The sequence below is a fragment of the Achromobacter sp. JUb104 genome (assembly GCF_024806975.1).
Lineage (GTDB): Bacteria > Pseudomonadota > Gammaproteobacteria > Burkholderiales > Burkholderiaceae_B > Achromobacter > Achromobacter spanius.
Genome location: NZ_JANUEY010000003.1, coordinates 347,957 through 372,586, shown reverse-complemented (window position 1 = coordinate 372,586; position 24,630 = coordinate 347,957). Strand labels below are relative to the sequence as shown.

Genomic DNA, 24,630 nt, shown 5'->3' with positions numbered 1-24,630 from the left:
ACGTATTAAATGGCCGCGCTTTCTGGACTGGACCGTATCGACCGGCACATTCTTCGCGTCTTGCAGGACGACGCGCAGATCACCAACCTGGATCTGAGCGCGCGCGTTCACCTGAGTCCCGCAGCGTGTTTACGGCGCGTGGAAAAGCTGAAGGCCGAAGGCATCATCAAAAAGACGGTGGCACTGCTTGAGCCGGCCGAGGTCGACATGGCCACGCTGGTCATCGTCGGGGTGGTGCTGGACCGGTCCACGCCGGATTCCTTCACCGACTTCGAGGAAGCGGCGCGCGGCATCAGCGGCTGCCTGGAATGCCACCTGGTGGCGGGCGAGTTCGACTACTTCTTGATGCTGCGCATACGCGACCTGGAACGCTTCAACAAGCTGCATGCGGGCGAGATCATCAAGCTGCCCGGCGTACGCCAGATTCGCACCTTTTTTGTGTTGAAAGAGATCTTGTCGACGACGGCCTTGCCGGTGTGACGCGGCTAATGCACAACACTCACGCATCGAAGTGCTCAGCAATGACGCACTGCGGCATTTTGGAATGGCAGAAATTGATGGCGCGTAGACGTCGCAATGTCAGGGGTTGGCCGGACATTCCACGGCCGCATGCAGGCATTCCGAAAGGGCTTTTTGCGCCACAAAAATGTCTCAAGACGCCCGTAAACTCAAAGGGTTATACTGCTCGGCATACGGCTTTCAAGGCTTGTACGCGCCTTCTGCCCCCTGCGATCCGCTAAACGGGAAGCCCGTGTCGCGGAAGGTTTTTCCTGCATCGTGTCGAGTGAAGCACTCGTAAAGGTGAAGCGATATGTCTTCGGAAATAGAATCTCTATCCACGTCTTATCTCTTTGGCGGTAACGCGCCATATGTTGAGGAGCTTTACGAAGCCTACCTCGACAATCCCGGTTCGGTTCCTGATAACTGGCGCGAATATTTCGACCAGTTGCAGCACGCTCCCGCTACCGACGGCCAAGAGTCCACTCGTGACCAGGCCCACGCTCCCATCGTCGAATCGTTCGCCCAGCGCGCCAAGGCCAATGCCTTTGTGCAACGCTCTGCTGAACCCGATCTGAGCGTCGCCAGCAAGCAGGTGTCGGTGCAATCGCTGATTGCCGCCTACCGCTCGCTGGGCTCGCGCTGGGCTGACCTGGATCCGCTCAAGCGCCAAGAGCGCCCGCCGATCCCCGAACTGGATCCGGCCTTCTACGGCCTGACCGAAGCCGACCTGGATCAAACCTACTCGGCCACCAACACCTACTTCACGACCGCCAGCACCATGACGCTGCGCGACATCCTGAAGGCGCTGCGCGACACGTATTGCCGCAGCATCGGTGCTGAATTCACGCACATCTCCGACCCCGCCGCCAAGCGCTGGATCCAGGAACGCCTGGAAACCACGCTGGGCGCGCCGGCCTACTCGGCCGAAGAAAAGCGCCACATCCTGCAGCAGCTGACCGAGTCCGAAGGGCTCGAGCGCTTCCTGCACACCAAGTACGTCGGCCAGAAGCGCTTCTCGCTGGAAGGCGGCGAAAGCTTCATCGCCTCGATGGACGAAGTGGTGAACCACGCCGGTGAAAACGGCGTCCAGGAAATCGTGGTCGGCATGGCCCACCGTGGCCGCCTGAACCTGCTTGTGAACATCATGGGCAAGATGCCCGGCGACCTGTTCGCCGAGTTCGAAGGCAAGCACGCTGAAGGCCTGACCGACGGCGACGTGAAGTACCACAACGGCTTCTCGTCCGACCTGTCCACCCGTGGCGGCCCGGTCCACCTGTCGTTGGCGTTCAACCCGTCCCACCTTGAAATCGTCAACCCCGTGGTCGAAGGCAGCGCGCGCGCTCGCCAGGAACGCCGCGGCGACGCCGAAGGCAAGACCGTGCTGCCGGTGCTGGTGCACGGCGACGCGGCTTTCGCCGGCCAAGGCGTGGTGATGGAAACGCTGAACCTGGCCCAAACCCGCGGCTACGGCACGGGCGGCACGCTGCACATCGTCATCAACAACCAGATCGGCTTCACCACCTCCGACCCGCGTGACTCGCGTTCGACGTTGTATTGCACCGACGTGGTCAAGATGATTGAAGCCCCGGTGTTCCACGTCAACGGCGACGACCCCGAAGCCGTGGTGTTCGTCACCAAGCTGGCCCTGGACTACCGCCTGCAATTCCGTCACGACATCGTCGTGGACATCGTTTGCTTCCGCAAGCTGGGCCACAACGAGCAAGACACCCCGTCGCTGACGCAGCCCCTGATGTACAAGCGCATCGGCCATCACCCCGGCACGCGCAAGCTGTACGCCGACAAGCTGACCACGCAAGGCGTGCTGGCTGAAGGCGAAGCCGATCAACTGGTCAAGGACTACCGTCAACTGATGGAAGACGGCCAGCGCACGATCGAACCCGTGCTGACCGACTACAAGAGCAAGTACGCCATCGACTGGTCGCCGTTCCTGGGCGCCAAGTGGACCGACCAGGCCGACACCGCCGTGCCGCTGGCCGAACTCAAGCGCATCGGCGAACGCATCACGACGGTTCCGGAAGGCTTCACGGTGCACCCGCTGGTCGCCAAGCTGCTGAACGACCGCCGCACGATGGCCAAGGGCGAACTGAACCTGGACTGGGGCATGGGCGAACACCTCGCCTTCGCCACCCTGGTGTCCTCGGGCTACGCCATCCGCATCACCGGCCAGGATTCGGGCCGTGGCACGTTCACGCACCGCCACGCCGTGCTGCACGACCAGAACCGCGAACGCTGGAACGACGGCACCTACATTCCGCTGCAGAACGTGTCGGACGGCCAGGCTCCGTTCACCGTCATCGACTCCGTGCTGTCCGAAGAGGCGGTGCTGGGCTTTGAATACGGCTACTCCAGCGCTGAACCGAACACGCTGACCATCTGGGAAGGCCAGTTTGGCGACTTCGTCAACGGCGCCCAGGTCGTGATCGACCAGTTCATCAGCTCCGGCGAAGCCAAGTGGGGCCGCCAGTCGGGCCTGACCCTGATGCTGCCGCACGGCTACGAAGGCCAAGGCCCCGAGCACTCGTCGGGCCGCATCGAGCGCTTCCTGCAACTCTGCGCCGACAACAACATGCAAGTGGTCCAGCCGACCTCTGCCTCGCAGATCTTCCACGTTCTGCGCCGCCAGATGATCCGCCCGTTCCGCAAGCCGCTGGTGCTGTTCACGCCGAAGTCGCTGCTGCGCAACAAGGACGCGGGTTCGCCCCTGACCGACCTGGCCGGCGGCAGCTTCCAGCCGGTCATCGGTGAAGTCGACGAAGCCATCGACGCCAGCAAGGTCAAGCGCGTTCTGGCTTGCTCGGGCAAGGTGTACTACGACCTGGTCAACGCCCGCCGCGAGCGTGGCGCCGACCACGTCGCTATCGTCCGCGTCGAGCAGCTGTACCCGTTTGCGCACAAGTCGTTCGAGACCGAACTGCGCAAGTACCCGAAGGCCACCGAAGTGATCTGGGTTCAGGACGAACCGCAGAACCAAGGCGCCTGGTTCTACGTTCAGCATCACGTGTACGAGAACATGGTGGAAGGCCAGAAGCTGGGCTACGCCGGCCGCGCCGCGTCGGCATCGCCGGCCGTGGGCTACCTGGCCAAGCACCAGGAGCAGCAGAAGGCCCTGATCGAAACGGCTTTCGCGCCCAAGTTCAAGGTCATGTTGACGAAGTAACCCTGACTTGATGCACGCGCCGCGCGCGGCAAGCGATTTGGAACCCGGTTTCGAACCTTGCCGCGCAGCGTGACCAGAACACAAACTTTACGGAACAAACAAAATGGCTATTACCGACGTCGTTGTCCCCCAACTTTCCGAATCCGTCTCCGAAGCGACCCTGCTGACCTGGAAGAAGCAGCCGGGCGCTGCCGTTGAAGCGGACGAAATCCTGATCGAAGTCGAAACCGACAAGGTTGTGCTGGAAGTGCCGGCTCCCGCTTCGGGCGTGCTGGCTGAAATCGTCAAGGGCGATGGCAGCACCGTGACCTCGGGCGAAGTGCTGGCCCGTATCGACACCGCCGCCAAGGCCGCCGCCGCCGCGACCGCGCCGGCCGAAGCCCCCAAGGCTGCTGAACAAGCCCCCGCTGCTCCCGCCGCTGCCCCGGCCTCGTCGGCCGCTGCCGGCGTGGCATCGCCCGCCGCCGCCAAGATCCTGGCCGAGAAGGGCGTTGACGCCGCTTCCGTGTCGGGCACCGGCCGCGACGGCCGCGTGACCAAGGGCGACGCCTTGGCCGCTGGCGCCGCGCCCGCCGCCAAGGCTGCTCCGGCCAAGGCCCCGGCCGCTCCGGCTCCGACCACACTGTCCCTGGACGGCCGTCCGGAACAGCGCGTACCGATGAGCCGCCTGCGCGCCCGCATCGCCGAGCGCCTGCTGCAGTCGCAACAAGAAAACGCAATCCTGACCACGTTCAACGAAGTGAACATGCAAGCGGTCATCGATCTGCGCAGCAAGTACAAGGACAAGTTCGAAAAGGAACACGGCATCAAGCTGGGCTTCATGTCGTTCTTCGTCAAGGCCGCTGTGGCCGCGCTGAAGAAGTACCCGCTGATCAACGCGTCGATCGACGGCAAGGACATCATCTATCACGGCTACTTCGACATCGGTATCGCTGTCGGCAGCCCGCGTGGCCTGGTGGTGCCGATCTTGCGCAACGCCGACCAACTGTCCATCGCTGAAATCGAAAAGACCATCGCCGACTTCGGTCGCCGCGCCGCTGACGGCAAGCTGGGCATTGAAGAAATGACCGGTGGCACGTTCTCGATCTCCAACGGTGGCGTGTTCGGTTCGATGCTGTCGACCCCGATCATCAACCCGCCGCAATCGGCCATCCTGGGCGTGCACGCCACGAAGGATCGCGCTGTTGTCGAAAATGGCCAGATCGTCATCCGTCCGATGAACTACTTGGCCCTGTCCTATGACCACCGCATCATTGACGGCCGCGAAGCCGTGCTGGGCCTGGTCGCCATGAAGGACGCCCTGGAAGATCCGCAGCGCCTGTTGCTGGACCTGTAATCTCGACGCCCCGCGCGGCGCCGCACCGGGCCTTCCGGATCGCGGCGCCCCGGCCGGCCCACGGCTGGCCTCCGGCTCGCAAACACCGGGCGGGGCGTGTTCCACCCCACACTCAATCGCGAGAACACTATGTCCAAACAATTTGACGTCGTCGTGATCGGCGCAGGCCCTGGCGGCTACATCGCCGCCATTCGCGCAGCCCAACTGGGCATGTCGGTCGCTTGCATCGACGCCTGGCAAAACGGCCAAGGCGGCCCGGCTCCCGGCGGCACCTGCACCAACGTCGGTTGCATCCCGTCCAAGGCGCTGCTGCAATCGTCCGAGCACTTTGAACAAGCCAACCACCACTTCGCCGAGCACGGCATCGAAGTCAAGGGCGTCAGCCTGAAGCTCGACACGCTGATCGGCCGCAAGAACACGGTGGTCAAGCAGAACAACGACGGCATCCTGTACCTGTTCAAGAAGAACAAGGTCACCTTCTTCCACGGCAAGGGCCAGTTCAGCGGCCAAGTGGAAGGCGGCTGGGCCATCAAGGTCACCGGCACCGCCGAAGAAGACCTGATCGCCAAGCACGTGGTGGTGGCGACGGGTTCGTCGGCGCGTGAACTGCCCGGCCTGCCGTTCGACGAAAAGGTCGTGCTGTCCAACGACGGCGCACTGAACATCGGCGCCGTGCCGAAGACGCTGGGCGTGATCGGCGCCGGCGTGATCGGCCTGGAAATGGGCAGCGTGTGGCGCCGCCTGGGTTCGGAAGTGACCATCCTGGAAGCGATGCCGGAATTCCTGGCAGCCGCTGACGGCCAAGTGGCCAAGGAAGCGCTGAAGGCGTTCACCAAGCAAGGCCTGAACATCCAGATGGGCGTGAAGATCGGCGAGATCAAGGCCACCGCCAAGTCGGTGACCGTGCCCTACGTCGACGCCAAGGGCGCCGAGCAGAAGCTGGTGGTCGACAAGCTGATCGTCTCGATCGGCCGCGTGCCCTACACCGGCGGCCTGAACGCCGACGCCGTGGGCCTGAAGCTGGACGAACGCGGCTTCGTGGCCGTGGACGGCGACTGCAAGACCAATCTGCAAAACGTCTGGGCAGTGGGTGACGTGGTGCGCGGCCCGATGCTGGCGCACAAGGCCGAGGAAGAAGGCGTGGCGGTTGCCGAGCGCATCGCCGGTCAGCATGGCCACGTCAACTTCGACACCGTGCCGTGGGTCATCTACACGTCGCCGGAAATTGCCTGGGTCGGCAAGACCGAGCAGCAACTCAAGGCCGAAGGCCGCGAGTACAAGGCCGGCAGCTTCCCGTTCCTGGCCAACGGCCGCGCCCGCGCGCTGGGTGACACCACCGGCTTTGCCAAGGTGATTGCCGATGCCAAGACCGACGAAGTCCTGGGCGTGCACATCGTGGGCCCGATGGCCTCGGAACTGATCTCGGAAGCCGTGACCATCATGGAATTCCGTGGCGCCGCCGAAGACATCGCCCGCATCTGCCACGCGCACCCGACGCTGTCGGAAGCCGTGAAGGAAGCCGCTCTGGCCGTGGACAAGCGCGCGCTGAACTTCTAAGCGTGCTTGACCGGAGCTAGACAGGGGGCGGGTTCAAGGACCCGCCCTTTTTTCATTTTGCTTGGTTGAACTAAGTCCCCCATGAACGTCCGCGAATACTACGAACACGCCTTGGCCGAACGTGGCTACAAGCCCGATGCCGCGCAAAAGCAGGCCATCGACCGCTTGCAGCGCTATTACGACGAATGGGTCAAGTTCAAGTCGATGCGCTCGAACGCGCTGAAGAAGCTGCTGAACCGCCCCGATGTGCCGCGCGGCGTGTATCTGTGGGGCGGGGTGGGGCGCGGCAAGAGCTTCCTGATGGATGCCTTCTATGCCACCGTGCCGGTCGTGCGCAAGGCGCGGCTGCACTTCCATGAATTCATGCGGGGCGTGCATCGCGAGCTGGAAGAAGTGAAGGGCATGCAGGACCCGCTGGACGAGGTGGCCAAGCGGGTCGCCAAGCGTTATCGCCTGATCTGCTTTGACGAGTTCCATGTGTCGGACGTGGCGGACGCCATGATCCTGCACCGGCTGCTGTTGAAGCTGTTCGAGTACGGTACGTCGTTCGTCATGACGTCCAACTACGAGCCGTCCACGCTGTACACCGACGGCCTGCACCGCGACCGCGTGCTGCCGGCGATCAAGTTGATCCAGTCGCGCATGGACGTGCTGAACGTGGACGCCGGCGTGGACTACCGCCGCCGTTCGCTCGAGCAGGTGCAGTGCTATCACACGCCGCTGGACGAGCGCGCGCAAGCCGCGCTGCAAAAGGCCTTCGACAGCCTGGCCGATACGCCGCCGCAAGAACCCCTGCTGCACATCGAGCACCGCGAAATTCGCGCGGTGGCGCTGGCGGGCGCGGTGGTGTGGTTCGACTTCGCCACGCTGTGCGGCGGCCCGCGTTCGCAGAATGATTATCTGGAACTGGCCAGCCGCTTCCATGCCGTGATCTTGTCCGGCGTGCCGAAGATGGGGCCGCGCCAGGCGTCCGAAGCGCGTCGCTTCACATGGTTGATCGACGTGTTCTACGACCACCGCGTCAAGCTCATCATGTCGGCCGAGTGCGAACCTGAAGAGATCTACACGGAAGGCGCGCTGGCCAATGAATTCCATCGCACCGTGTCGCGCATTCTGGAAATGCAGTCGCGCGAATACCTGGAATCCGAACGCCGGTTGGCCGCGACGTTGTAGTAATGCCGCAAGCGGCCCGCATGGCGCGGGCCGCCTGAAGATAGCATTGGTAATGCAAGTCATTATCACTTAACATTTTGAGACTTCAGGTCCCGCACCGCAGTCTCAATCGTGCCTTCCCCCTTTCTTTCCTCATCGGCCCCGTGTGCCGACGCCGCCATCGCGGCCATTGATGGCCTCGTCGATGGTCGCGTCGATAGCCGCGTTGATAGTCGCGTCGATAGTCTCTATCGCGAGCATCGCCCCTGGCTGTTCGGCTGGCTGCGCCGCAAGCTGGGCTGCGACCACCGCGCGGAAGACCTGGCGCAAGATGTGTTCGTCAGGGTGATCCAGGGGCGCAAGGCCGTCCGCGCCCATGACGCGCGCGCCTTGTTGACCACGATTGCAAAGGGGCTGGTGGTGGACCACCAGCGCCACGCCGCGCTGGAATACGCCTACCTTGGCTATCTTTCCACGCTGCCACAGGCCTATGCGCCGTCGCCCGAGACGCAGGCCGAACAACTGCAGGCGCTAATGCGGCTGGATCACTTGCTGGACGGCTTGCCTCCCAAGGCCCGCGCCGCGTTCTTGATGTCGCAGCTGGATGGCCTGACCTATCCCGACATCGCACAACGCCTGGGCGTCTCCCTGAGTTCCGTACAACAGTACATGGTGCGCGCGATGACCGCGTGCTATGCGGCGTTCTATGAATAACGCCGCGCACGGCATGCCGCCGGACCCGGTCGTGCGCCAGGCCATTGCCTGGTGGGCCAAGCTGCAAAGCGGCGTGGCCGACGCGCACGACCGGGAATCCTGTCGCGCCTGGTTGGAAGCGGATGCCACGCATCGGCAGGCTTGGGAACGCCTGGAAGCGATCGGCCGCGACGCGCGGCGGGTGCCTTCGCCGTTGGCGCATGCAGCGCTGAATGCCCCGGCGTCTTCGGGGCGCCGCGCGGTATTGCGGTCGCTGCTCGGGGTTAGCGCAATTTCCGCAATGGGGTGGGCGGGCTATCGGCACACGCCCTGGCAGCGCCTGGCGGCCGACTTGAGCACGCGCGTGGGCGAACGCCGCAGCGTGGCGTTGGCCGACGGTTTGCGCATCACCTTGAACAGCGACAGCGCGGTGCGCGTGCGCGTATCGGGCAGCGAGCGTGGCATAGCCCTGTTGCGCGGCGAGATGCTGGTCGACACCGAGCCGCGTTCTGGCGTCGATGCCTTGCGCGTGGACTCGGGCCACGGCGAACTGCGAGCCGAGCGCGCCCGCTTTGACCTGCGCCGCACAGATACGGATTCGCGCTTGGGCGTGTATGAGGGCAGCGTCGCGTTGCTGCGCGACGGGGCCTGGACCCAAGCCAGCGCGGGCGAACGGCTGGCTTTCTCAGACGCGCCTGAAGTTGTGCGCAAGGCCTCGGACCCGGACCGCCTGGCCTGGGTGGACGGCTTGGTGGTCGCCAAGGAATGGCGTCTGGATGACTTCGCGCGCCATCTGGCGCGCCAGCGCGTGGGCGTGATTCGGGTGGACCCGGCCGTCGCAGGGCTGAGGCTATCAGGCGTCTTTCCCCTGGACGATGCCGAACGCGCGCTCAAGGCGCTTGAACCCGCGCTACCCATTAGCGTCAGTCGGCACACCCAGTACTGGTTGCAGGTCGGACCGCGTCAGGTCTGACCGTTACAAACTTTTTTGCCCGACGCATTGCAGGTTTTCGTTTCCCGTACGGAAAGGCAGAGATAGATCACCGTACAGGGAGAGTTTCGTGTCTGCTTCATCTCAACCGCGCATGCGCACCACATTGACGGCTGGCCGCAAGGCCGTGCTGACCGCCACCTGCGCGGGCGCCTTTGCCGTCGGCATGCCGGCCGTGTGGGCGCAATCCGCGCCCGCCGCCGCCCCAGTCTCCGTCAACGCGCAGCGCGGCTACCAGATTCCCGCCGGCGCCTTGGCCGACGCGCTGACGCAGTTCGCGCGCACGGCGGGCGTGGTGCTGTCGTTCGACCCGGCATTGGTGCGCGGCCGTCATTCTGATGGGCTGAACGGCACCTATTCGGTCGGTGCGGGCTTTGCGCGGATTCTGTCGGGCAGCGGCCTGCAGGCGCGTGCGCAGTCGGGCAATACCTGGACGCTGGCGCCCGCGCCGGTCTCGGGCGACGCGCATGTGCTGGCGCCGGTGACGGTGTCGGACATGTCGGAAAGCGCGTTGGCGCCCACCGTGGGCTATGTGGCCAGCGCCAGCGTCAGCGCCACCAAGACCGACACGCCGCTGATCGAAACGCCGCAATCGGTGTCGGTGATCACGCGCGAACAGATCAAGGAGCAAGGCGCGCAAACGCTGAACCAGGTCTTGCGATATACGGCGGGCGTGGCCACTGAATCGCGCGGCGCCACCGCCACGCGCCTGGACCAGTTCAGCGTGCGTGGCTTTTCGGCGTCGTCCTATCTGGACGGCTTGCGCGTGTTCGGCGGCCGTGACGCCTTGCCGCAAGTGGACGCCTACCGCCTGGAGCGCGTGGACGTGTTGAAGGGACCTGCCTCGGTCATGTATGGCCAGGGCGGCCCGGGCGGCGTGGTGAACCAGGTCAGCAAGCGTCCGTTGGAAGAGACGCTACGCGAAGTCGAGGTGCAGGTCGGCAACTACGATTACCGCCGCGCCAACTTTGACTTTGGCGGCCCCATGGACGAGGAAGGCAAGTACCTGTACCGCCTGGTCGGCGCGGGCTATATGTCGGACGGCCAGGTCAAGGACACCAAGGAACGGCGCTATTTCGTGTCGCCGGCCTTTACGTGGAAGCCCAATGGCGACACCTCGCTGACGGTGCTGACCAACTTCCAACGCGATCCGGACATGGGCTCTTACGGCACCGTGCCCGCCATGCGCACGCTGCTGTCGGCGCCGGACGGCATCCGCCTGCCGGCCAACTACTACGACGGCGACGCCAATTTCGAAAAGAGCGATCGCAAGAGCTATTCGCTGGGTTATGTGCTGGACCACCGCTTCAACGACACGTTCAAGGCCACGCAAAGCCTGCGCTGGACGCGGTCCGAGGCTCAGTACCGCAGCGTCTATGGCGCCATGACGAACAACTACGGCTACACGGACAAGCGCTACCTGTACCAGCAGCGCGCATCCATTGCCACGGACGTGGACGTGGGCGCGCTGACCATCGATAACAATCTGCAGGCGCGTTTCAATACCGGCCGCTTCGGCCACACGGCGTTGCTGGGCTTTGACTATCAGCACGTGAAGACCGACACGCTGGCGGGCTATGGCAGCGCGCCGCCGCTGTATGTACTGAACCCGGACAATCACCAGCGCATCGCCACCCCCGCGTTCTCGACGGACGCCACCTCCACGCAGTACCAGGCGGGCCTGTACTTCCAGGACCAGATCAAGATTGATCGCTTGTCGGTGCTGCTGGGCGGACGCTACGACTGGTCTCGCAACGTGGGTGAGACCACGACGATTGCCACCGGCCGCGTCGCGCCGTCTTCCTTGAACGCCGAGAAGTTCACGGGCCGCCTGGGCGTGATTTACAACTTCGACAACGGCGTCGCCCCTTACTTCAGCTACTCGGAATCGTTCGAGCCGCAGTCGGGCACGGGCTGGCAGAACACGCCGTTCAAGCCCATCGAGGGCAATCAGTACGAGGTCGGCATCAAGTACCAGCCGCCTGGCAGCGCAACCCTGCTGTCGTTCGCGGCGTTCGACATCCGTCGCGAGAACATGACCACGACCGATCCCGATCCCACGCACATCTGCGGCACGGCGGGCGGGCGTTGCTCGATCCAGGCGGGTGAACTGCGCACGCAGGGCATCGAACTGGAAGCCAAGAGCGAACCGATGCGTGGCCTGACGGTGGTGGCCGCGTATTCCTTGATGAACAACGAGTACTCCAAGGCCAACCCCAACCTGGCGGGCTTGAACCTGAAGGGCAAATCGCCGGCCGGCGTGCCGTCGCAGCAGGCGTCCGCCTGGGCGCGCTACCAATTGCAGGACGGACCGTTGGCGGGCATGGGCGTGGGCGGCGGCGTGCGCTACATCGGCTCGTCGTTTGTCAATGAGGCCAACACCATGAAGGTGCCGTCCGTGACGCTGGTGGACCTGATGCTGGACTATGACCTGGGCCGTGTGTCGCCGTCGTTGAAGGGCATGCAGGTGGCCTTGAACGTCCAGAACCTGTTCGACAAGGAATACATCGCGTCTTGCTCGGGGGATTCCTGGTGCTGGTATGGCTATCAGCGTTCGGTCAAGGCCAGCCTGCGTTATCGCTGGTAAGAAGTCAGGTGCTGCGCGCCTGGGCGAGGTAGGCGCGCCACCGTGCAAGAAAGGCTTCGCGGCCAGTTGCCGCTTCGGCTTCGTCCACCGACACGATCTTGATGTCGGCAAGCGGCGGCATGTCCAGGTGCTTGCTGACGTCGATGTCGTTGCGGCTGGGGCGGCGGTAGGCGTTTTGCAGCAAGGCCAATTGCATCTCGCGCGACAGCAGCAGGTCGTACATGCGCTTGGCGGCTTCCGGGTTGGGCGCGTTCTTTACCATGGCCATGTTGTCGGCCACGGTAAAGGTGCCGTCCGTGGGGTACATGATGCCGATCTCTTTCTGGCCGCCCGCCACATAGGGGTAGGCCGTGGACTCGAAAGTGATGCCCACCGCGTATTCGCCCTGGCCCACGCTGCGCACCACATGCGATGCCGCGCTGGACACGGTGACGTTGCGCGCCAGCGCTCTCAAGCCTTCGGTGCCCAGTACGCGCTCGATGCCCCACAAGGCGGTGAAGGCGGTGGAACTGTTGCCGGGGTCGCCAATGATGACCTTGCCTTTGAAGCGACGGTCGGTCAGGTCCGCCCACGACGTCGGCGCGGCGCCGGGCACGTGCCGCGCGTTGATCATGCCGACCACGATATGAAGGTTGGCGGCCATCCAGAGATCGTCGGGGCCGTGCAGATCGTCGGGAATGGCGGCGGTATGTTCAGAACGGTAAGGCTCGAACAGGGCGCGGTAGCCATGCATGACGTTGGCGCTGGATGTCCAGAAAAGGTCGCCCTTGGGCTGGCCGGCTTCGGCTTCGATCCGCTTGAGCAACTGGCTGCTGCCGCCCGCAACGGTGCTGGGTTTGATATGGGGCAGCACGTCGCGCGCGATGTCGCTGGCGGTCTCGACGGACTGCGCGTTCAGCGTGGTGTACAGGACGACCTTTTCGGCACGCTGGGCCAGCGCCTGGGTGGGCAGGGCGCCGATGCCGCCGGTGACGGCCAGCATCTTGAGCATCTGGCGTCGGTTGAAAGCGGGAAGCTGGATCATGGCGATTCCTTTGATGGGAAGGTGAGTAAGCTGGTCTCAGGCAAAGAGCCGGATGTTGAAGACGCGGGTGGCCAGCAGCACGGGCGCCAGGATCACCGTGATCAGCACCAGGCCGTAGGCCGATGCCTGCGCCATCAGGCCGCTGTCGATCAAGCGGAAAATCTGGATGGGCAGCGTTTCATGCCCGGGCGAATACACAATGACCGAGGCGCTCAGTTCCGAGACGCTGGTGGTCCAGGTCAGCACGGCGGCAGCCGCGATGGCGGGCGCCATCAAGGGCAGCACCACCTTGATGAAGGACGCCAATGGCGGCACCCCCAGGCTGATGGACGCCTCTTCAATGGAGTCGGGCAGGTTGAACAGCGTGGACGAAGCGTTGCGCACGCCAAAGGGAAGCCGCCGCACGATGTAGGCCAGCACGATCAGTGAAGCGGTGCCGGACAGGTCGAACGCGCCATGGCCGAAGGTCATCAACAGGCCAATGCCGATCACCGTGCCGGACAGCGCCAGCGGAATGGAGCTGAGGTAGTCCAGCCAGGGCGTCAACACGTTGCGCTTCTTGACGATCAGGTAGCTGGCCAGCGTGCTGAAGGCGATGGCGATCAGCGTGGCGGCGCCTGCGAACAAAACGGAGTTGAGTACCGGGCCCGGGGCGTTGATCAGCACCCGTTCCAGATGCGCAACCGTCCATTCGCCCCAGCGCATGACGGGACCGTGCGCGCGGGTGAACGCGCCGACGGCCAGCGTGCCCAGCGGCAACATGGACAGCGCCATCACGGCCAGCGCCGCGCCCGCCATCGCCAGCCCGCCCGGCCCCCGTATCGGCGTCTCGGGCGCGGTGCGCCCCTGGGTGATTTCATAACGGCCGCGCGACACGATCCAGCGTTGCAGGAACAGGGCCAGCATCACCAGGCCAATCGACGTGGTGGCAAGCGTGCTTTGCATGACCGGGTCACTGCCTGTTTCGGACACGGACGCCTGATAGGTCAACACCGACAGCAGTTCGACACGGTGCCCAAGAATCATCGACGTGGCGAAGTTGCCCACGACCATGGTGAAGACAAGCAGGGCGCTGGCCAGCACGGCGGGCATCACCACCGGCGCCATGACCTTCAGGCGCGAAACGGGCGGCGACGTGCCCAGGCTTTGGGCGGCCTCTTCAAGCTGCGCGTCGAAGCCTCGGATGGCGGCCAGCGTACCGATGTAGATGTACGCGTAATACGTGAAGGTCATGACCGTCAGCAACCCGGGCCAGCCATAGAAAGAGGGCGGGTCCAGCCCCAGCCCATCGCGCAGCGCGCGTGTCAGCACGCCGTTATTGCCCAAGATCATCAGCCAGGTCTGCGCGCCGATGACTTCGGGAATGATGAGCGTGATCAACGGCAGGATCGACACCAGCGCTTTACCGGGATAGCGGTGGCGCGCCGTCAGGTATGCAAGCGGCACACCGATGGCGACGGCCAGCAGCGTCACGCCCGCGCCCAGCAGCAAGGTGTTGCCGATGGCGCGCGGGTAACGCGGATCCGACAGCATGATCTGCCAGCCGGACAGGCCTTCGTCGCTGCGCGCCAGCACACTGGCCGACAAGATGTTCAGCACGGGCCAGACCAGGAACACCAGCAGCACCGCCAGCACCGCCAGTGACAACCAAGTCCAGGGCGACCGCAGGATGGGGGCCAGGCGCTTCATGATGCCAACACCAGGGTTTTTTGCGGGTTGAATACCAGATCGACCTTGGTTCCTCTAGCAAGCGAGGCGATCGGGTCGCCGTGCACATCCACATTCATATGGCGGCCGCTGGGCAGTTCGACGCGGTAGTTTGTCTTGATGCCCAGGTACTGCTGCGCCAGGATCCGCGCGGGCACTCCGGCGCCCGGCGTGGTGGAAAGCATGATGTCTTCGGGACGCGCCACCAGCACGGCCTGGCCCGCCACGGGCACCGGGGCATGCGCGGCCACGGCGTGCCCGTCCACCTGTAATTGCACCGGCCCGGTTTCAAGCGCGTGGCACTGCACGGGCAGCAGATTGGCCGCGCCGATGAAGTCCGCCACATAGCCGCTGGCAGGCGCGCTGTAGATGTCGCGTGGTGTGCCGAGCTGCGCCACGCGGCCCTGCTGCATGACGGCGATCTGGTCGGATAGCGCCAGCGCTTCTTCCTGGTCGTGGGTGACGAAGACGGTGGTGATGCCGGCCTCGCGCTGGAGTTCGGCGATGGTCTGGCGCACCTGGATCCGCAGCTTGGCATCCAGGTTCGACAGCGGTTCGTCCATCAGCAGTACTTGAGGCTGAATGACCAGCGCGCGGGCAAGCGCCACGCGTTGCCGTTGGCCGCCGGATAGTTCGGCCGGCAGCCTTGCCGCATATTGCCCCAGGCCCACCCGGTCCAACGCCGAGGCCACCCGTTGCTGGATCAGGGCGGGCGCCACTTTTCTTGCGCGTAGCCCGTACGCGGCGTTGTCGTACACGCTGCGGTTGGGAAACAGGGCGTAGTCCTGGAACACCATGCCGATGTTGCGCTGGTGCGCCGGCAGGCGGGTCACGTCGCGCCCGCCGAACAGCAGATGGCCGGACGCAATGGGCGTAAAGCCCGCGATGGCGCGCAGCAGGGTGGTCTTGCCGCAGCCACTGGGGCCCAGCAAAGTAAAGAAGGCGCCGGGGGCAATATCCAGGCTCAGGCTGTCGATGACGCGCTGGTTGCCATACGAAATGCAGAGTTTCTCGATGCGGATGTCCATGCCCGGGGGCTCCTGGTGCTTGCGGGGTGTTTGAGGGGAAGCATCAATCCATTGCCTGGCGCACCAGATGCAAGGCTTCCCCATGGCGCGCCGGGTCGCCCGCGGCGAGGATGCGCGATGCCGGGTTGTCCAGCCCGAGCGCACGGCCGTTCCAGTCGGTAATGACGCCGCCCGCGCCCTGGATGACGGGGATGAAGGGCGCGTAGTCGTAAAGCGCCAGCCGGGCGTCGATGGCGATGTCGGTGCGGCCGGCGGCCAGCAGGCCATACGCCAGGCAGCAACCGCCATAGATGCGCCAGCGCGTGCGTTCCCGCAGCGCCTGGAACGCCGGCAGTTCGTCGGGCGCGTAGAAATCCGGGTTGCTGGTGCTGAGCATGGCGTCGCCCAGTTGATCGCAAGCGCGCGTGTGGCAGGGGGCGCCGTGATGCAGCGTCGGGCGTCCGGCGGCGCCCACCCAGCGATCTCCGGTGACGGGAAAGTCCATGATGCCCAGCACGGGTGTGCCGCGCTGCAAAAGCGCGATCAAGGTGCCAAAGACCGGGACGCCGGCAAGAAAGGGCGCGGTGCCGTCGATGGGGTCCAGTACCCAGATGTGCTCGGCGTCCAGCCGGACCGTGCCGCCTTCTTCTCCGTAGATGCCGTGCTGGGGATAGGCGTCTTCGATGCGCGCGCGCAGGTGCGCTTCGATGGCGTGGTCCAGCGCGGTGACAAGGCTGCGGTCCGGCTTGATATCGGTCTGTGGCAAGTGGGACGTTGCGACGTTTGTGTCCACGCCCACGACGTGGCGCAGATAGGGCGCGTACATTTGCCGCGCCTCTTGTGCCAAGCCTTGCGCGAACGCGATATGAGCGTCCAGAGTGTTCATCATGAGGATTCCTTAGTCGAACGATTTGCCGGATGTGGATGCGATGGCCGCCAGCGTGTCGATGCGGGCCGGCGCAAGCAGGTGCCGGGGGGGCGAGGGCTGCCAGCCATAGAGCGCCTGGGTGGCGGCGCCGCAGATGCGGCCCTGGCAGGCGCCCATGCCGCAACGCGTGTGCAGCTTGGCGTCGGTCCAGTTGCCGTGTGGGGCCAACGCGGATTGCGGCACGTCTTCGCAACGGCAGATCAAGGTGTCGGGGCGGGCCAGGGACAACAGCGGCGCCCGCAGCGCGAAGGGTTCGCGCAGCGCGTCGGCGAAGTTCTGCCAACGGGCAAGATCTTTGGATAGGCGCGCGGCCTGGGTCAGTTCGCCCGCCGCCGCATGCCCGGCTCGCGTGCCCTGTACCCGCGCGCGTTCGTTGCCGCCAATGCCCGTGCATTCGCCTGCCGCGAAGATGCCGGGCACGGTGGTTTGCTGCATGTCGTCCACTTGCAGGCCGCCGTGCGCATCCAGCGCGCAGCCCAGCATCTGGCCCAGCTTGATATTGGGCACCAGCCCAAAGCCGCAGGCCAGCCGATGGCAGGCGATTTCTTCTTCGCCATCGGCGCGGCGCAGCCGCACGTGTTGCACGCGTCCGTCGCCGGAGGCTTCCATGACGTGGCTGGCCGTACGGTATTGCGGGCTGAACAGTGCGGCGGCTTGCACGGCCTTGGCGGGCCAACGGTGCAAGCGATAGGCAAAGCGCAGCAGCGCGCGCCAGTCGGCCTGCTCGGCGATACGCACGACGCGTGCGCCCGCTTGATGCGCGGCGCGTGCGGCGGCAAGCAATAGCGGCCCCGTGCCGGCGATGACGATGCGCTTGCCGCGCAGCGGCACGCCGGCCTTCACCAAGGCTTGCAGCCCACCGGCGCCGGTCACGCCGGGCAGCGTCCAGCCGGGAAAGGGCAGCAGGAGTTCGCGAGCACCGGTGCACAGGATCAGCGTGCCATAGCGCTGGGCCCAGCCGTGGCGCGCGTTTTCAAGCATCAGCGCCGGCTGGCCTGGCACCCCGGCCATGCCGACGACGCGGGTGTCGCAGAGCAGCGTGATATTCGAGTACCGCGCCAGTTGTTCACGCAGGTGGCGGGCCGGGGTGGGCAATGAGACATTCGGGCCATCGCGCCAGATCTGGCCGCCCGGAGCGGCGTTGTCGTCTACCAGCACGATGGCGCGGCCACTGGGCGCGGCCGCCAGCGCGGCGGACATGCCCGCGGGTCCGGCGCCGATGATCAGCAGGTCGCAGGCCGGATGTGGGACGTCTTGCGCGGGGGCGTTGCAGGCGGGGCCGGCGTGTTCCAACACCGTGTCCACGCGCATGCCTTCCTGGCAGCGCGTCTGGCAAGCCAGGCGCAGGTGGCCGTCGACAAGGACCCGGCATTCATGGCAGACGCCCATGCCGCAGAATGCCGCGCGCTTCTCGCCGGATACCGATATGCGCGAGTTGCCGGGCGACCTTGTGGCCAGCGCGGCGGCGACGCTGCTGCCGGTTGCCACGCGCATCGGCTGACCGTCGACGTGGATGCGCAGGCGGGCGGTGTTTCGCGGAAACGTCATGGCGCTACCTCGTCAAATGAACGGGACGGTGCAAAGGGCTCGGCCGCCAGCGGCGGGGTTGCGTTGGTCATCAGGGCGGTCAGCAAGGCGGCGGTGGCTGGCGCGGTGGTGACGCCAAGCCCCTCATGGCCCAACGCCAGCCAAAGCCCGGGGCGGGCAGGGTGCGGACCGATCAAGGGCAAGCCGTCGGGTGTGGCGGCCCGGATGCCGGTCCAGGTGCGGATGAGGTTCATGCCGGACAGGCCCGGCAGGAAGTCGATGGCCCGCTTGACCATGCGAGACAGCAACACGGGATCAATGTCGGAATCGGCTTGTCCGACTTGGCGGGACGAGCCGATCAGCAGTTGCCCGGTGGGCCGGGGCTGCACATTGAATGCGACGGCGGCGCCGTCGCGCTGCTGGGTGCTGGCCATATAGCCAAGCTCGACCAGTTGATGGCGGATGCCCGTCGGGTAGCGGTCGGTGATGGCCAGATGGCCTTTTTTGGGGGTGAGCGGCAGGTCGTCGCAAAGGCGGGTGGCCGACATGCCCGCCGCCAGCACGACGGCCCCGGCATCGCGGCGCGAGCCATCGGCCAGCACGACGCCTTGGCCGTCGATCTTGCCGACGTGCGCGGCCTCGAACGACACGCCCGGTGGCGCATGTGTCAGTAGCCAGCGGGCCGCGTTTGGGGCATACACCAGACCGTCGCCGGGGACGTGCATGGCGCCAGCCAGGCCGGCGCGCAAGAAGGGTTCGGCAGCGGCCAGTTGCTGGGCGTCAAGCAGCGTGGCCGCGACCCCGTGCTGGCGCAGCCGTGCCTGCTTGCGTTCGGCTTCGGCCATGTCGTTGCTATCGGCGGCGACCCACAGGGTGCCGCATTCGGTATAGGCGCAGGCCGGGTCCGCCGCGTTCATGCGCGGACCCCACTGCCGCCACGTGTTCATCGACAAACTGCTCAGTGCCAGTTCGGCGGGGCAACCATCCATGACGACCAGATGCCCCATGCCGGCCTGCGTGGCGCCTTTCAGGCTGGCGTCCACGACATGCACCGACAGGCCCGCGCCCGCCAGATGGTGCGCGCAGGCGGCGCCGATAATGCCCGCGCCGACGATCAGGACGTCTCTCGAAGGGTGTGGCATGTGTGGGCTTCCGTTGGCGGTCAGCACTTAGAGCCGGATGCCCCAGCCGAAGGGGTCGTCGGGCTGGATCAGCAGGGTGGACTCGGCGCAGACGTGTGCGCGCCCGCGGATGGTGGGGATGATTTGCGCGCCGTCCATTTCATAGCTGGCCTGGAAGGTGCTGCCGATGACGCTGGCCTGCCGCCAGACCTGCCCCGGCGCCAGCTTGCCGTCCGCCGCAAGACAGGCGAGCTTGGCGCTGGTGCCGGTGCCGCAAGGCGAACGGTCATAGGCCTTGCCGGGGCACAGCACGAAATTGCGGCTGTCGGCGTTGGGATCGGGCGCGAACAGCTCGATGTGATCGATTGGCTCGCCGTCGCGGCCCGTGATGCCCGACGCTTGCAAGGCCTGGCGGATGGCCCAGGCGTACTGGGTCAAGGCGTCAAGGTTGTCGGGCGCGACGCGTTGCGTGTGCTGGCTGACAAGGAAGAACCAGTTGCCGCCCCACGCCACATCGCCAACCACCGTGCCGTACCCGGGCACGTCGACGCCTACGGCTTCGCGCAGCCGGTAGGCGGGCACGTTGCGCACGCTGACCGATTCGTCTTCGTGCAGGGTGGCGCGGATGGTGCCCACCGGGGTTTCGATGCCGTGCACGCCGGGCTGGATACGGCGCAGGTAGGCCAAGGTGGCGACCAGGCCGATGGTGCCGTGGCCGCACATGCCCAGGTACCCGGCATTGTTGAAGAAGATCACGCCGGCGGCGTTGGCCGGATTCTGCGGCGGGCAAAGCAAGGCGCCCACCATGACGTCGCTGCCGCGGGGCTCCAGGACGGTTGCCGCGCGCCATGCGTCGTGTTTGTCGGCCAGGCGGCGTTGCCGTTCGGCCATGTCGCCCGTGCCCAGATCGGGAAAGCCGGAGACGACAAGCCGGGTGGGTTCACCGCCGGTATGGGAGTCGATGACACGGATCTGATTCATTGACGCGCCTTGTGCAGAAGTTGTGGACGTGCAGCGGGCAAACGGCCTGACAACGCGTGGCTTGCCGGCGGACGAACGAGAATCGAACGGGCTAGTCTAGGCAATTAAACGCGTGGCGTCGTGTCGTAGAGACCGCAACGCCACGCATTTTTTTGGTCGAACGAGTCAGCGATAACTCCATGACATTGCAGGCAATTTCTGGGGGTTATCAATGCCGGCCATCGCCCGGGCGGGCGTCGCGATCAGGGCACCGACTGGTACTGCGCGGGGCGGGTCGCCAGGGCGTGTGCCACCACGCGCTCGATCAGGGCGCGTTCTTCGCCGATTACCGGCAGGCGCGGGCGACGCACGTGCTCGGTGCCCACGCCGACCAAGGCGTCGATCAGCTTCAGGTTCTGGACCAGCTTGGTGGATACGTCCAGATGCAGCAGCGGCGTCATCCATTGATAGAGCGCCAGCGCTTCGGCGAATTTGCCCGCCTTCATCAGGTCGTACAGGGCGACGGTTTCACGAGGAAACGCGCAGCCCACGCCGGCAAGCAGGCCATCGCAACCCAGCGCCAGGCCTTCATAGGCCAGGTCGTCCACACCCAGGAAGATCTGGTAGCGATCGCCCACGGCGTTGCGCAGATCGGTCACGCGGCGGGTGTCGCCCGAACTGTCCTTGACGGCGGCGAGCCACTTGCAGTCGGCCAGCTCGGCCATGTGGGCGGGGGTGAGGTCCACGCGATAGGCCAGCGGGTTGTTGTAGACCATGATGGGTTGCTGCGCGGCTTCGGCCATGGTGCGCACGTTCAGCATGGCCTCGCGGGCGTCCGCTACGTAGATCAGCGACGGCATGACCATGAAGCCCGCCACCCCCAGCTTGTTGGCGCCTTCGATGTACCGCAGCGCTTCGCGCGTGCTGGTCTCGGACACGTTGGCCAGCACCGGCACGCGGCCGCCCGACGCTTCCAGCGCGATCTTGGCGACCTGAAGCTTTTCTTCCAGCGTCAGCGTGCTGGCTTCGCCCAGGGAGCCGCAGGTAACGACGCCATGGATGCCGTTGCGGATCTGGAAATCGATGTGCTTGGCGGTGCCTTCGGCGTCGATCCGTTCGTCGGCGTGGAATTTCGTGGTGATGGCGGGGAAGATGCCTGTCCAGCGAGGGTGCGTCATGAGGAACTCCAGGGTTCACGTGCGGTGGGTGGCTTCAGATATATCGTTAATATATTTAATTCGCTGCTTAAAAGAATGGGGGTTTACCAGCGCTTGGCGTTCCGGCCCAAATTTCGATGGCTGTCGTAGTGAGAATGGTTATAATTCAGGCCGATAAAAAACAGGCATCGGCCGCGGGGCTTGCCTGTTGTCTTTATCAGACTAAAAACCAGAGGAACCAGAATGACTTTTGCTAGGACTTTGGCCGCCATTGCCCTGATGGGCAGCGCGGGCGCCGCGCAGGCGCACTTTGTTTGGCTGGAACGCGGGGCCGAGGGCCCGGCCAAGGCGTACTTTGGCGAATGGGCCGACGACGTGCGCGAGAAGCAGGATGGCCTGCTGGGCAAGATCATGGTGTCGCCGGTGGTGACGGCCGCCGACGGCACCGTGTTGAAGGCCTCGGGCAAGGGCGCGGATTTCGTTGAATTCGCAGCCACCGGAAAGGGCGATGTGCGTCTGGCTCAGCCGATGCAGTTCAAGGAAACGCTGGTCAAGTACGGCGCCAAGGTCGGCCGCACCGACACGCAGGCCAAGCTGGACCTGGAACTGGTGCCCACCGCCGCCGGCGCCAACAGCTTTGTCCTGAATTTCGAAGGCAAGCCGCTGGCCAAGACGGAAGTGACCGTCTTCGGCCCTCCGAAATGGGAAAAGCGCTTCTGGACCGATGAGAACGGCCGCATCGAAATCACGACGCCGTGGCCGGGCCAGTACGTGCTGGAAGCCGCGCACGTCCAAGAGAAGGCGGGCGAGGCGGACGGCAAGTCCTACGCCAAGATCCGCTACGTTTCCACCACGACCTTCAATGTGAACAAGTGAAAGCTCCCGCAGCCGGCGCAGGCATGATGCGCTATCGCATGGCCGTATTTTCCAGGGCGGTTGCCGCCATTCTGGGCGGCTATGCCCTGGCCTCGGCGGCTGCGGCCTGCCTGGCGGTCTGGCTGCCCATGGGGCGGGCAGACGCCGTTACCACGGCCCAGATGCTGTCCTTCGTGGTCTACGCCTGCGGCGTGATCTGGGTGTTCGCCACGCGCAACGCCTGGCGCGCCTGGGCCGGGATCCTGGTGCCGACCTTGCTGCTGGGCGGCTTGTTCCTGGCAGGTCGCTCGATGGGGGCGGCATGAAGGCAGGGAAGGTCAAAGCGCAGGGTGAAGAGGGCCTGCGCCAGTCGATGTCCTGGCTGCATACCTGGGCCGGGCTGATTTTCGGCTGGGTGTTGTTTGCGATGTTCCTGACCGGGTCGCTGGCGTTTTTCCGGCCCGAGATCACGCACTGGATGCAGCCTGAGATCCAGGTGAAGTCGGCGCCCGCCGTGCAGTCGGTCGAGGTGGCGCAGCGCTATCTGGCCGAGCATGCGCCGGACGCCAAGCGTTGGTTCATCACGCCGCCGTCGAATCGCGAGCCCTTGATCCTGCTGCTGTATCAAGTGCCCAAGCCCAAGCCGGGCGAGCGCGGATTCGTGCGCGTGAAGCTGGACCCGGCCAACGGCCAGGCCGTCACCGGCCGCGAAACGCGCGGCGGCGAATTCTTCTACCGCTTCCATTTCGAACTGGAGACCGCGTTCCCATGGGGGCGTTGGCTGGCCAGCATTGCGGGCATGTTCATGCTGGTGGCGATCATCAGCGGCATCATCACGCACAAAAAAATATTCACGGATTTCTTCACCTTTCGCCCCAAGAAGGGCGGACAGCGCGCCTGGATGGACGGCCACAATGTGCTGTCGGTCCTGGGCCTGCCGTTCCATCTGATGATCACCTTCAGCGGCCTGGTGCTGTTCATGGTGATGCTGATGCCGGCAGGCATCAAGGCCGTCTATGAAAACCCGCGCCAGTACACGGACGATGTCTTCAAGTCATTCAAGGTGACGCCGCCGCTGAACCAGCCCGCGCCCCTGATACAGATCGCGCCGCTGGTCGAGCAGGCGCAGCAGCAGTGGCACGGGCGCGTGGGCCGCATCACGGTCAACAACCCCGGCGATGCCGGCGCCACCGTAACGCTGACGCGCGCCGCCGCCGATGGGGTGTCGTTTGGCTTGATGGCGCCCTGGAAGCGTTTTGATGGCGTGACGGGCCAGTTGCTTGAAGGCCAGGACACGCTCGGCGCGACCGCAAGAACCGCCGGCACCATTACCGGCCTGCACCTGGGCCTTTTCGCCGAACCACTGCTGCGTTGGTTCTATTTCCTGGTCAGCCTGGCGGGCACCGGCATGGTGGGCACGGGGCTGGTGTTGTGGATTGCCAAGCGGCGCCAGAAGGCGCGTCCGCAAGATACGCGCGAAGCGTTTTCCCTGCGGCTGGTTGATGGCTTGAACGCCGGCACCATCGCGGGCGTGGTATTTGGCGTGGCTGCGTTTTTCCTGGCCAACCGGCTGCTGCCCGTGGATCTGCCGGGGCGGCAGTTCTGGGAGTCACGCGCGTTCTTCTCGGCCTGGGCCTTGTCGCTGGTCTACGCCTTTCTTTTTCAGCACCGCAAGTGGCAAGACCTGCTGGCCATCGCCGCCGCCGCGCTGGCCTTGGTGCCGGTGGTCAACGCATTGACCACGTCGCGCCACCTGGGGGTGTCCTTGCCCGAAGGGGATTGGGTCATGGCCGGTTTCGACCTGACCTGCTTGGCCAGCGCCGTGCTGTTTGCCTGGATGTCGCGCAAGGCGGCGCGGGCCCGGCGGTTACCCGCCAAGGCACCAGTCAAGGCCTCTGCCAAGGCCGCCGTTTACGAACCGCGAGGTGATACGCCATGACGCTTGCCGCTTTTTGCCTGGCCTACGCGGGCTTTTCCGCCTTGTGCCTGGGCATGGATCGTCACTACGAAGACCTGTTCGACCGCGCCATGCCGCGCCGCCACCGCGTGCCATTGCGCGTGTTCGGCTGGATCGCGTTGGCCCTGTCGCTCTATGCGTCCGCCACGGTGTGGGGCTGGAGCTACGGCACGGTCGAATGGATCGGCATTCTCAGCATCGCCGGCCTGCTGCTGATCTGGTTCCTGACCTTCCGTCCGCGCGCGGCGTTGACGGCGGGTGGGGTTTGCGCGCTGGCGGCTCCGCTGCTGGCGGTCTGGTAGGCAAGGCAATCTTTGGGGGCTTGCGCCGTCATGCCGAGCCATGCCCAGGCATGCCGGGTATTCACGGCCTGACCCGGCAAGTGCGGCGCT

Annotated in this window: 20 protein-coding genes; 12 read left to right on the top strand and 8 right to left on the bottom strand. The window is 65.2% G+C overall.

Going from position 1 to position 24,630, the window contains the following annotated elements:
* Positions 1-9 precede the first annotated feature (9 nt).
* From M2361_RS22200 to M2361_RS22165, 8 genes are all read left to right on the top strand, one after another.
* Complete coding sequence (locus M2361_RS22200; RefSeq protein ID WP_100857249.1) at positions 10-480, top strand: Lrp/AsnC family transcriptional regulator; 471 nt, start codon at positions 10-12, stop codon at positions 478-480.
* A 331-nt stretch (positions 481-811) separates the two neighbouring features.
* Positions 812-3,679 (top strand): 2-oxoglutarate dehydrogenase E1 component, encoded by a 2,868-nt coding sequence (locus M2361_RS22195; RefSeq protein ID WP_259251816.1) that lies wholly within the window; start codon positions 812-814, stop codon positions 3,677-3,679.
* 103 nt (positions 3,680-3,782) lie between these two features.
* Complete coding sequence (odhB, locus tag M2361_RS22190; protein ID WP_259251815.1) at positions 3,783-5,015, top strand: 2-oxoglutarate dehydrogenase complex dihydrolipoyllysine-residue succinyltransferase; 1,233 nt, start codon at positions 3,783-3,785, stop codon at positions 5,013-5,015.
* A 129-nt stretch (positions 5,016-5,144) separates the two neighbouring features.
* Positions 5,145-6,572: a dihydrolipoyl dehydrogenase gene (lpdA, locus tag M2361_RS22185; protein WP_259251814.1), complete on the top strand. Its 1,428-nt coding sequence runs from the start codon at positions 5,145-5,147 to the stop codon at positions 6,570-6,572.
* A gap of 81 nt (positions 6,573-6,653) precedes the next feature.
* Positions 6,654-7,745 carry a cell division protein ZapE gene (gene zapE, locus M2361_RS22180; RefSeq protein WP_259251813.1) on the top strand — a complete coding sequence of 364 codons (1,092 nt, stop codon included), beginning with the start codon at positions 6,654-6,656 and terminating at the stop codon, positions 7,743-7,745.
* Positions 7,746-7,904: 159 nt separating this feature from the next.
* Complete coding sequence (locus tag M2361_RS22175) at positions 7,905-8,438, top strand: sigma-70 family RNA polymerase sigma factor (protein ID WP_404976449.1); 534 nt, start codon at positions 7,905-7,907, stop codon at positions 8,436-8,438.
* Positions 8,431-9,390 carry a FecR domain-containing protein gene (locus M2361_RS22170; RefSeq protein ID WP_259251812.1) on the top strand — a complete coding sequence of 320 codons (960 nt, stop codon included), beginning with the start codon at positions 8,431-8,433 and terminating at the stop codon, positions 9,388-9,390. Before M2361_RS22175 ends, M2361_RS22170 begins: the two co-directional genes overlap by 8 nt.
* A 112-nt stretch (positions 9,391-9,502) precedes the next feature.
* Positions 9,503-11,995: a TonB-dependent siderophore receptor gene (locus M2361_RS22165; RefSeq protein ID WP_404976448.1), complete on the top strand. Its 2,493-nt coding sequence runs from the start codon at positions 9,503-9,505 to the stop codon at positions 11,993-11,995.
* Positions 11,996-11,999: 4 nt separating this feature from the next.
* On the opposite strand, the gene M2361_RS22160 is transcribed toward M2361_RS22165, so the two are convergent.
* The 8 genes from M2361_RS22160 to M2361_RS22125 form a co-directional block, all read right to left on the bottom strand.
* Positions 12,000-13,019 carry an extracellular solute-binding protein gene (locus M2361_RS22160; protein WP_259251810.1) on the bottom strand — a complete coding sequence of 340 codons (1,020 nt, stop codon included), beginning with the start codon at positions 13,017-13,019 and terminating at the stop codon, positions 12,000-12,002.
* 36 nt (positions 13,020-13,055) lie between these two features.
* On the bottom strand, positions 13,056-14,708 hold the full coding sequence (locus tag M2361_RS22155; RefSeq protein ID WP_259251808.1) for an iron ABC transporter permease: 1,653 nt from the start codon (positions 14,706-14,708) through the stop codon (positions 13,056-13,058).
* Entirely contained in the window at positions 14,705-15,754 is a 1,050-nt protein-coding gene (locus M2361_RS22150) for an ABC transporter ATP-binding protein (RefSeq protein ID WP_259251807.1), read from the bottom strand. The genes M2361_RS22155 and M2361_RS22150 overlap by 4 nt, the downstream gene beginning before the upstream one ends.
* A 43-nt stretch (positions 15,755-15,797) precedes the next feature.
* The gene (locus tag M2361_RS22145) at positions 15,798-16,622 is read right to left on the bottom strand and encodes an inositol monophosphatase family protein (RefSeq protein WP_259251805.1); all 825 of its coding nucleotides are present in this window, start codon (positions 16,620-16,622) and stop codon (positions 15,798-15,800) included.
* A gap of 9 nt (positions 16,623-16,631) precedes the next feature.
* Positions 16,632-18,209 (bottom strand): FAD-dependent oxidoreductase, encoded by a 1,578-nt coding sequence (locus tag M2361_RS22140; protein ID WP_259251804.1) that lies wholly within the window; start codon positions 18,207-18,209, stop codon positions 16,632-16,634.
* Positions 18,206-19,330, bottom strand: a complete 1,125-nt coding sequence (locus M2361_RS22135) for an FAD-binding oxidoreductase (protein WP_259251803.1) — start codon at positions 19,328-19,330, stop codon at positions 18,206-18,208. Before M2361_RS22135 ends, M2361_RS22140 begins: the two co-directional genes overlap by 4 nt.
* Positions 19,331-19,357: 27 nt before the next feature.
* Positions 19,358-20,290 (bottom strand): 4-hydroxyproline epimerase, encoded by a 933-nt coding sequence (locus tag M2361_RS22130; RefSeq protein WP_259251802.1) that lies wholly within the window; start codon positions 20,288-20,290, stop codon positions 19,358-19,360.
* A gap of 242 nt (positions 20,291-20,532) precedes the next feature.
* Complete coding sequence (locus tag M2361_RS22125; RefSeq protein WP_100857234.1) at positions 20,533-21,447, bottom strand: dihydrodipicolinate synthase family protein; 915 nt, start codon at positions 21,445-21,447, stop codon at positions 20,533-20,535.
* A gap of 222 nt (positions 21,448-21,669) precedes the next feature.
* On the opposite strand from M2361_RS22125, the gene M2361_RS22120 reads away from it, so the two are divergent.
* Genes M2361_RS22120 through M2361_RS22105 form a run of 4 tightly spaced genes read left to right on the top strand, consistent with a single transcriptional unit; the run spans position 21,670 to position 24,540 of the window.
* Positions 21,670-22,302 carry a DUF4198 domain-containing protein gene (locus M2361_RS22120; protein WP_259251801.1) on the top strand — a complete coding sequence of 211 codons (633 nt, stop codon included), beginning with the start codon at positions 21,670-21,672 and terminating at the stop codon, positions 22,300-22,302.
* 23 nt (positions 22,303-22,325) lie between these two features.
* The gene (locus tag M2361_RS22115) at positions 22,326-22,607 is read left to right on the top strand and encodes a DUF3649 domain-containing protein (protein ID WP_259252644.1); all 282 of its coding nucleotides are present in this window, start codon (positions 22,326-22,328) and stop codon (positions 22,605-22,607) included.
* A complete protein-coding gene (locus M2361_RS22110; RefSeq protein ID WP_259251800.1) occupies positions 22,604-24,220 on the top strand; it encodes a PepSY domain-containing protein in 1,617 nt (538 codons plus the stop codon). The genes M2361_RS22115 and M2361_RS22110 overlap by 4 nt, the downstream gene beginning before the upstream one ends.
* On the top strand, positions 24,217-24,540 hold the full coding sequence (locus M2361_RS22105) for a DUF3325 domain-containing protein (RefSeq protein WP_100857230.1): 324 nt from the start codon (positions 24,217-24,219) through the stop codon (positions 24,538-24,540). The genes M2361_RS22110 and M2361_RS22105 overlap by 4 nt, the downstream gene beginning before the upstream one ends.
* Positions 24,541-24,630: the final 90 nt, after the last annotated feature.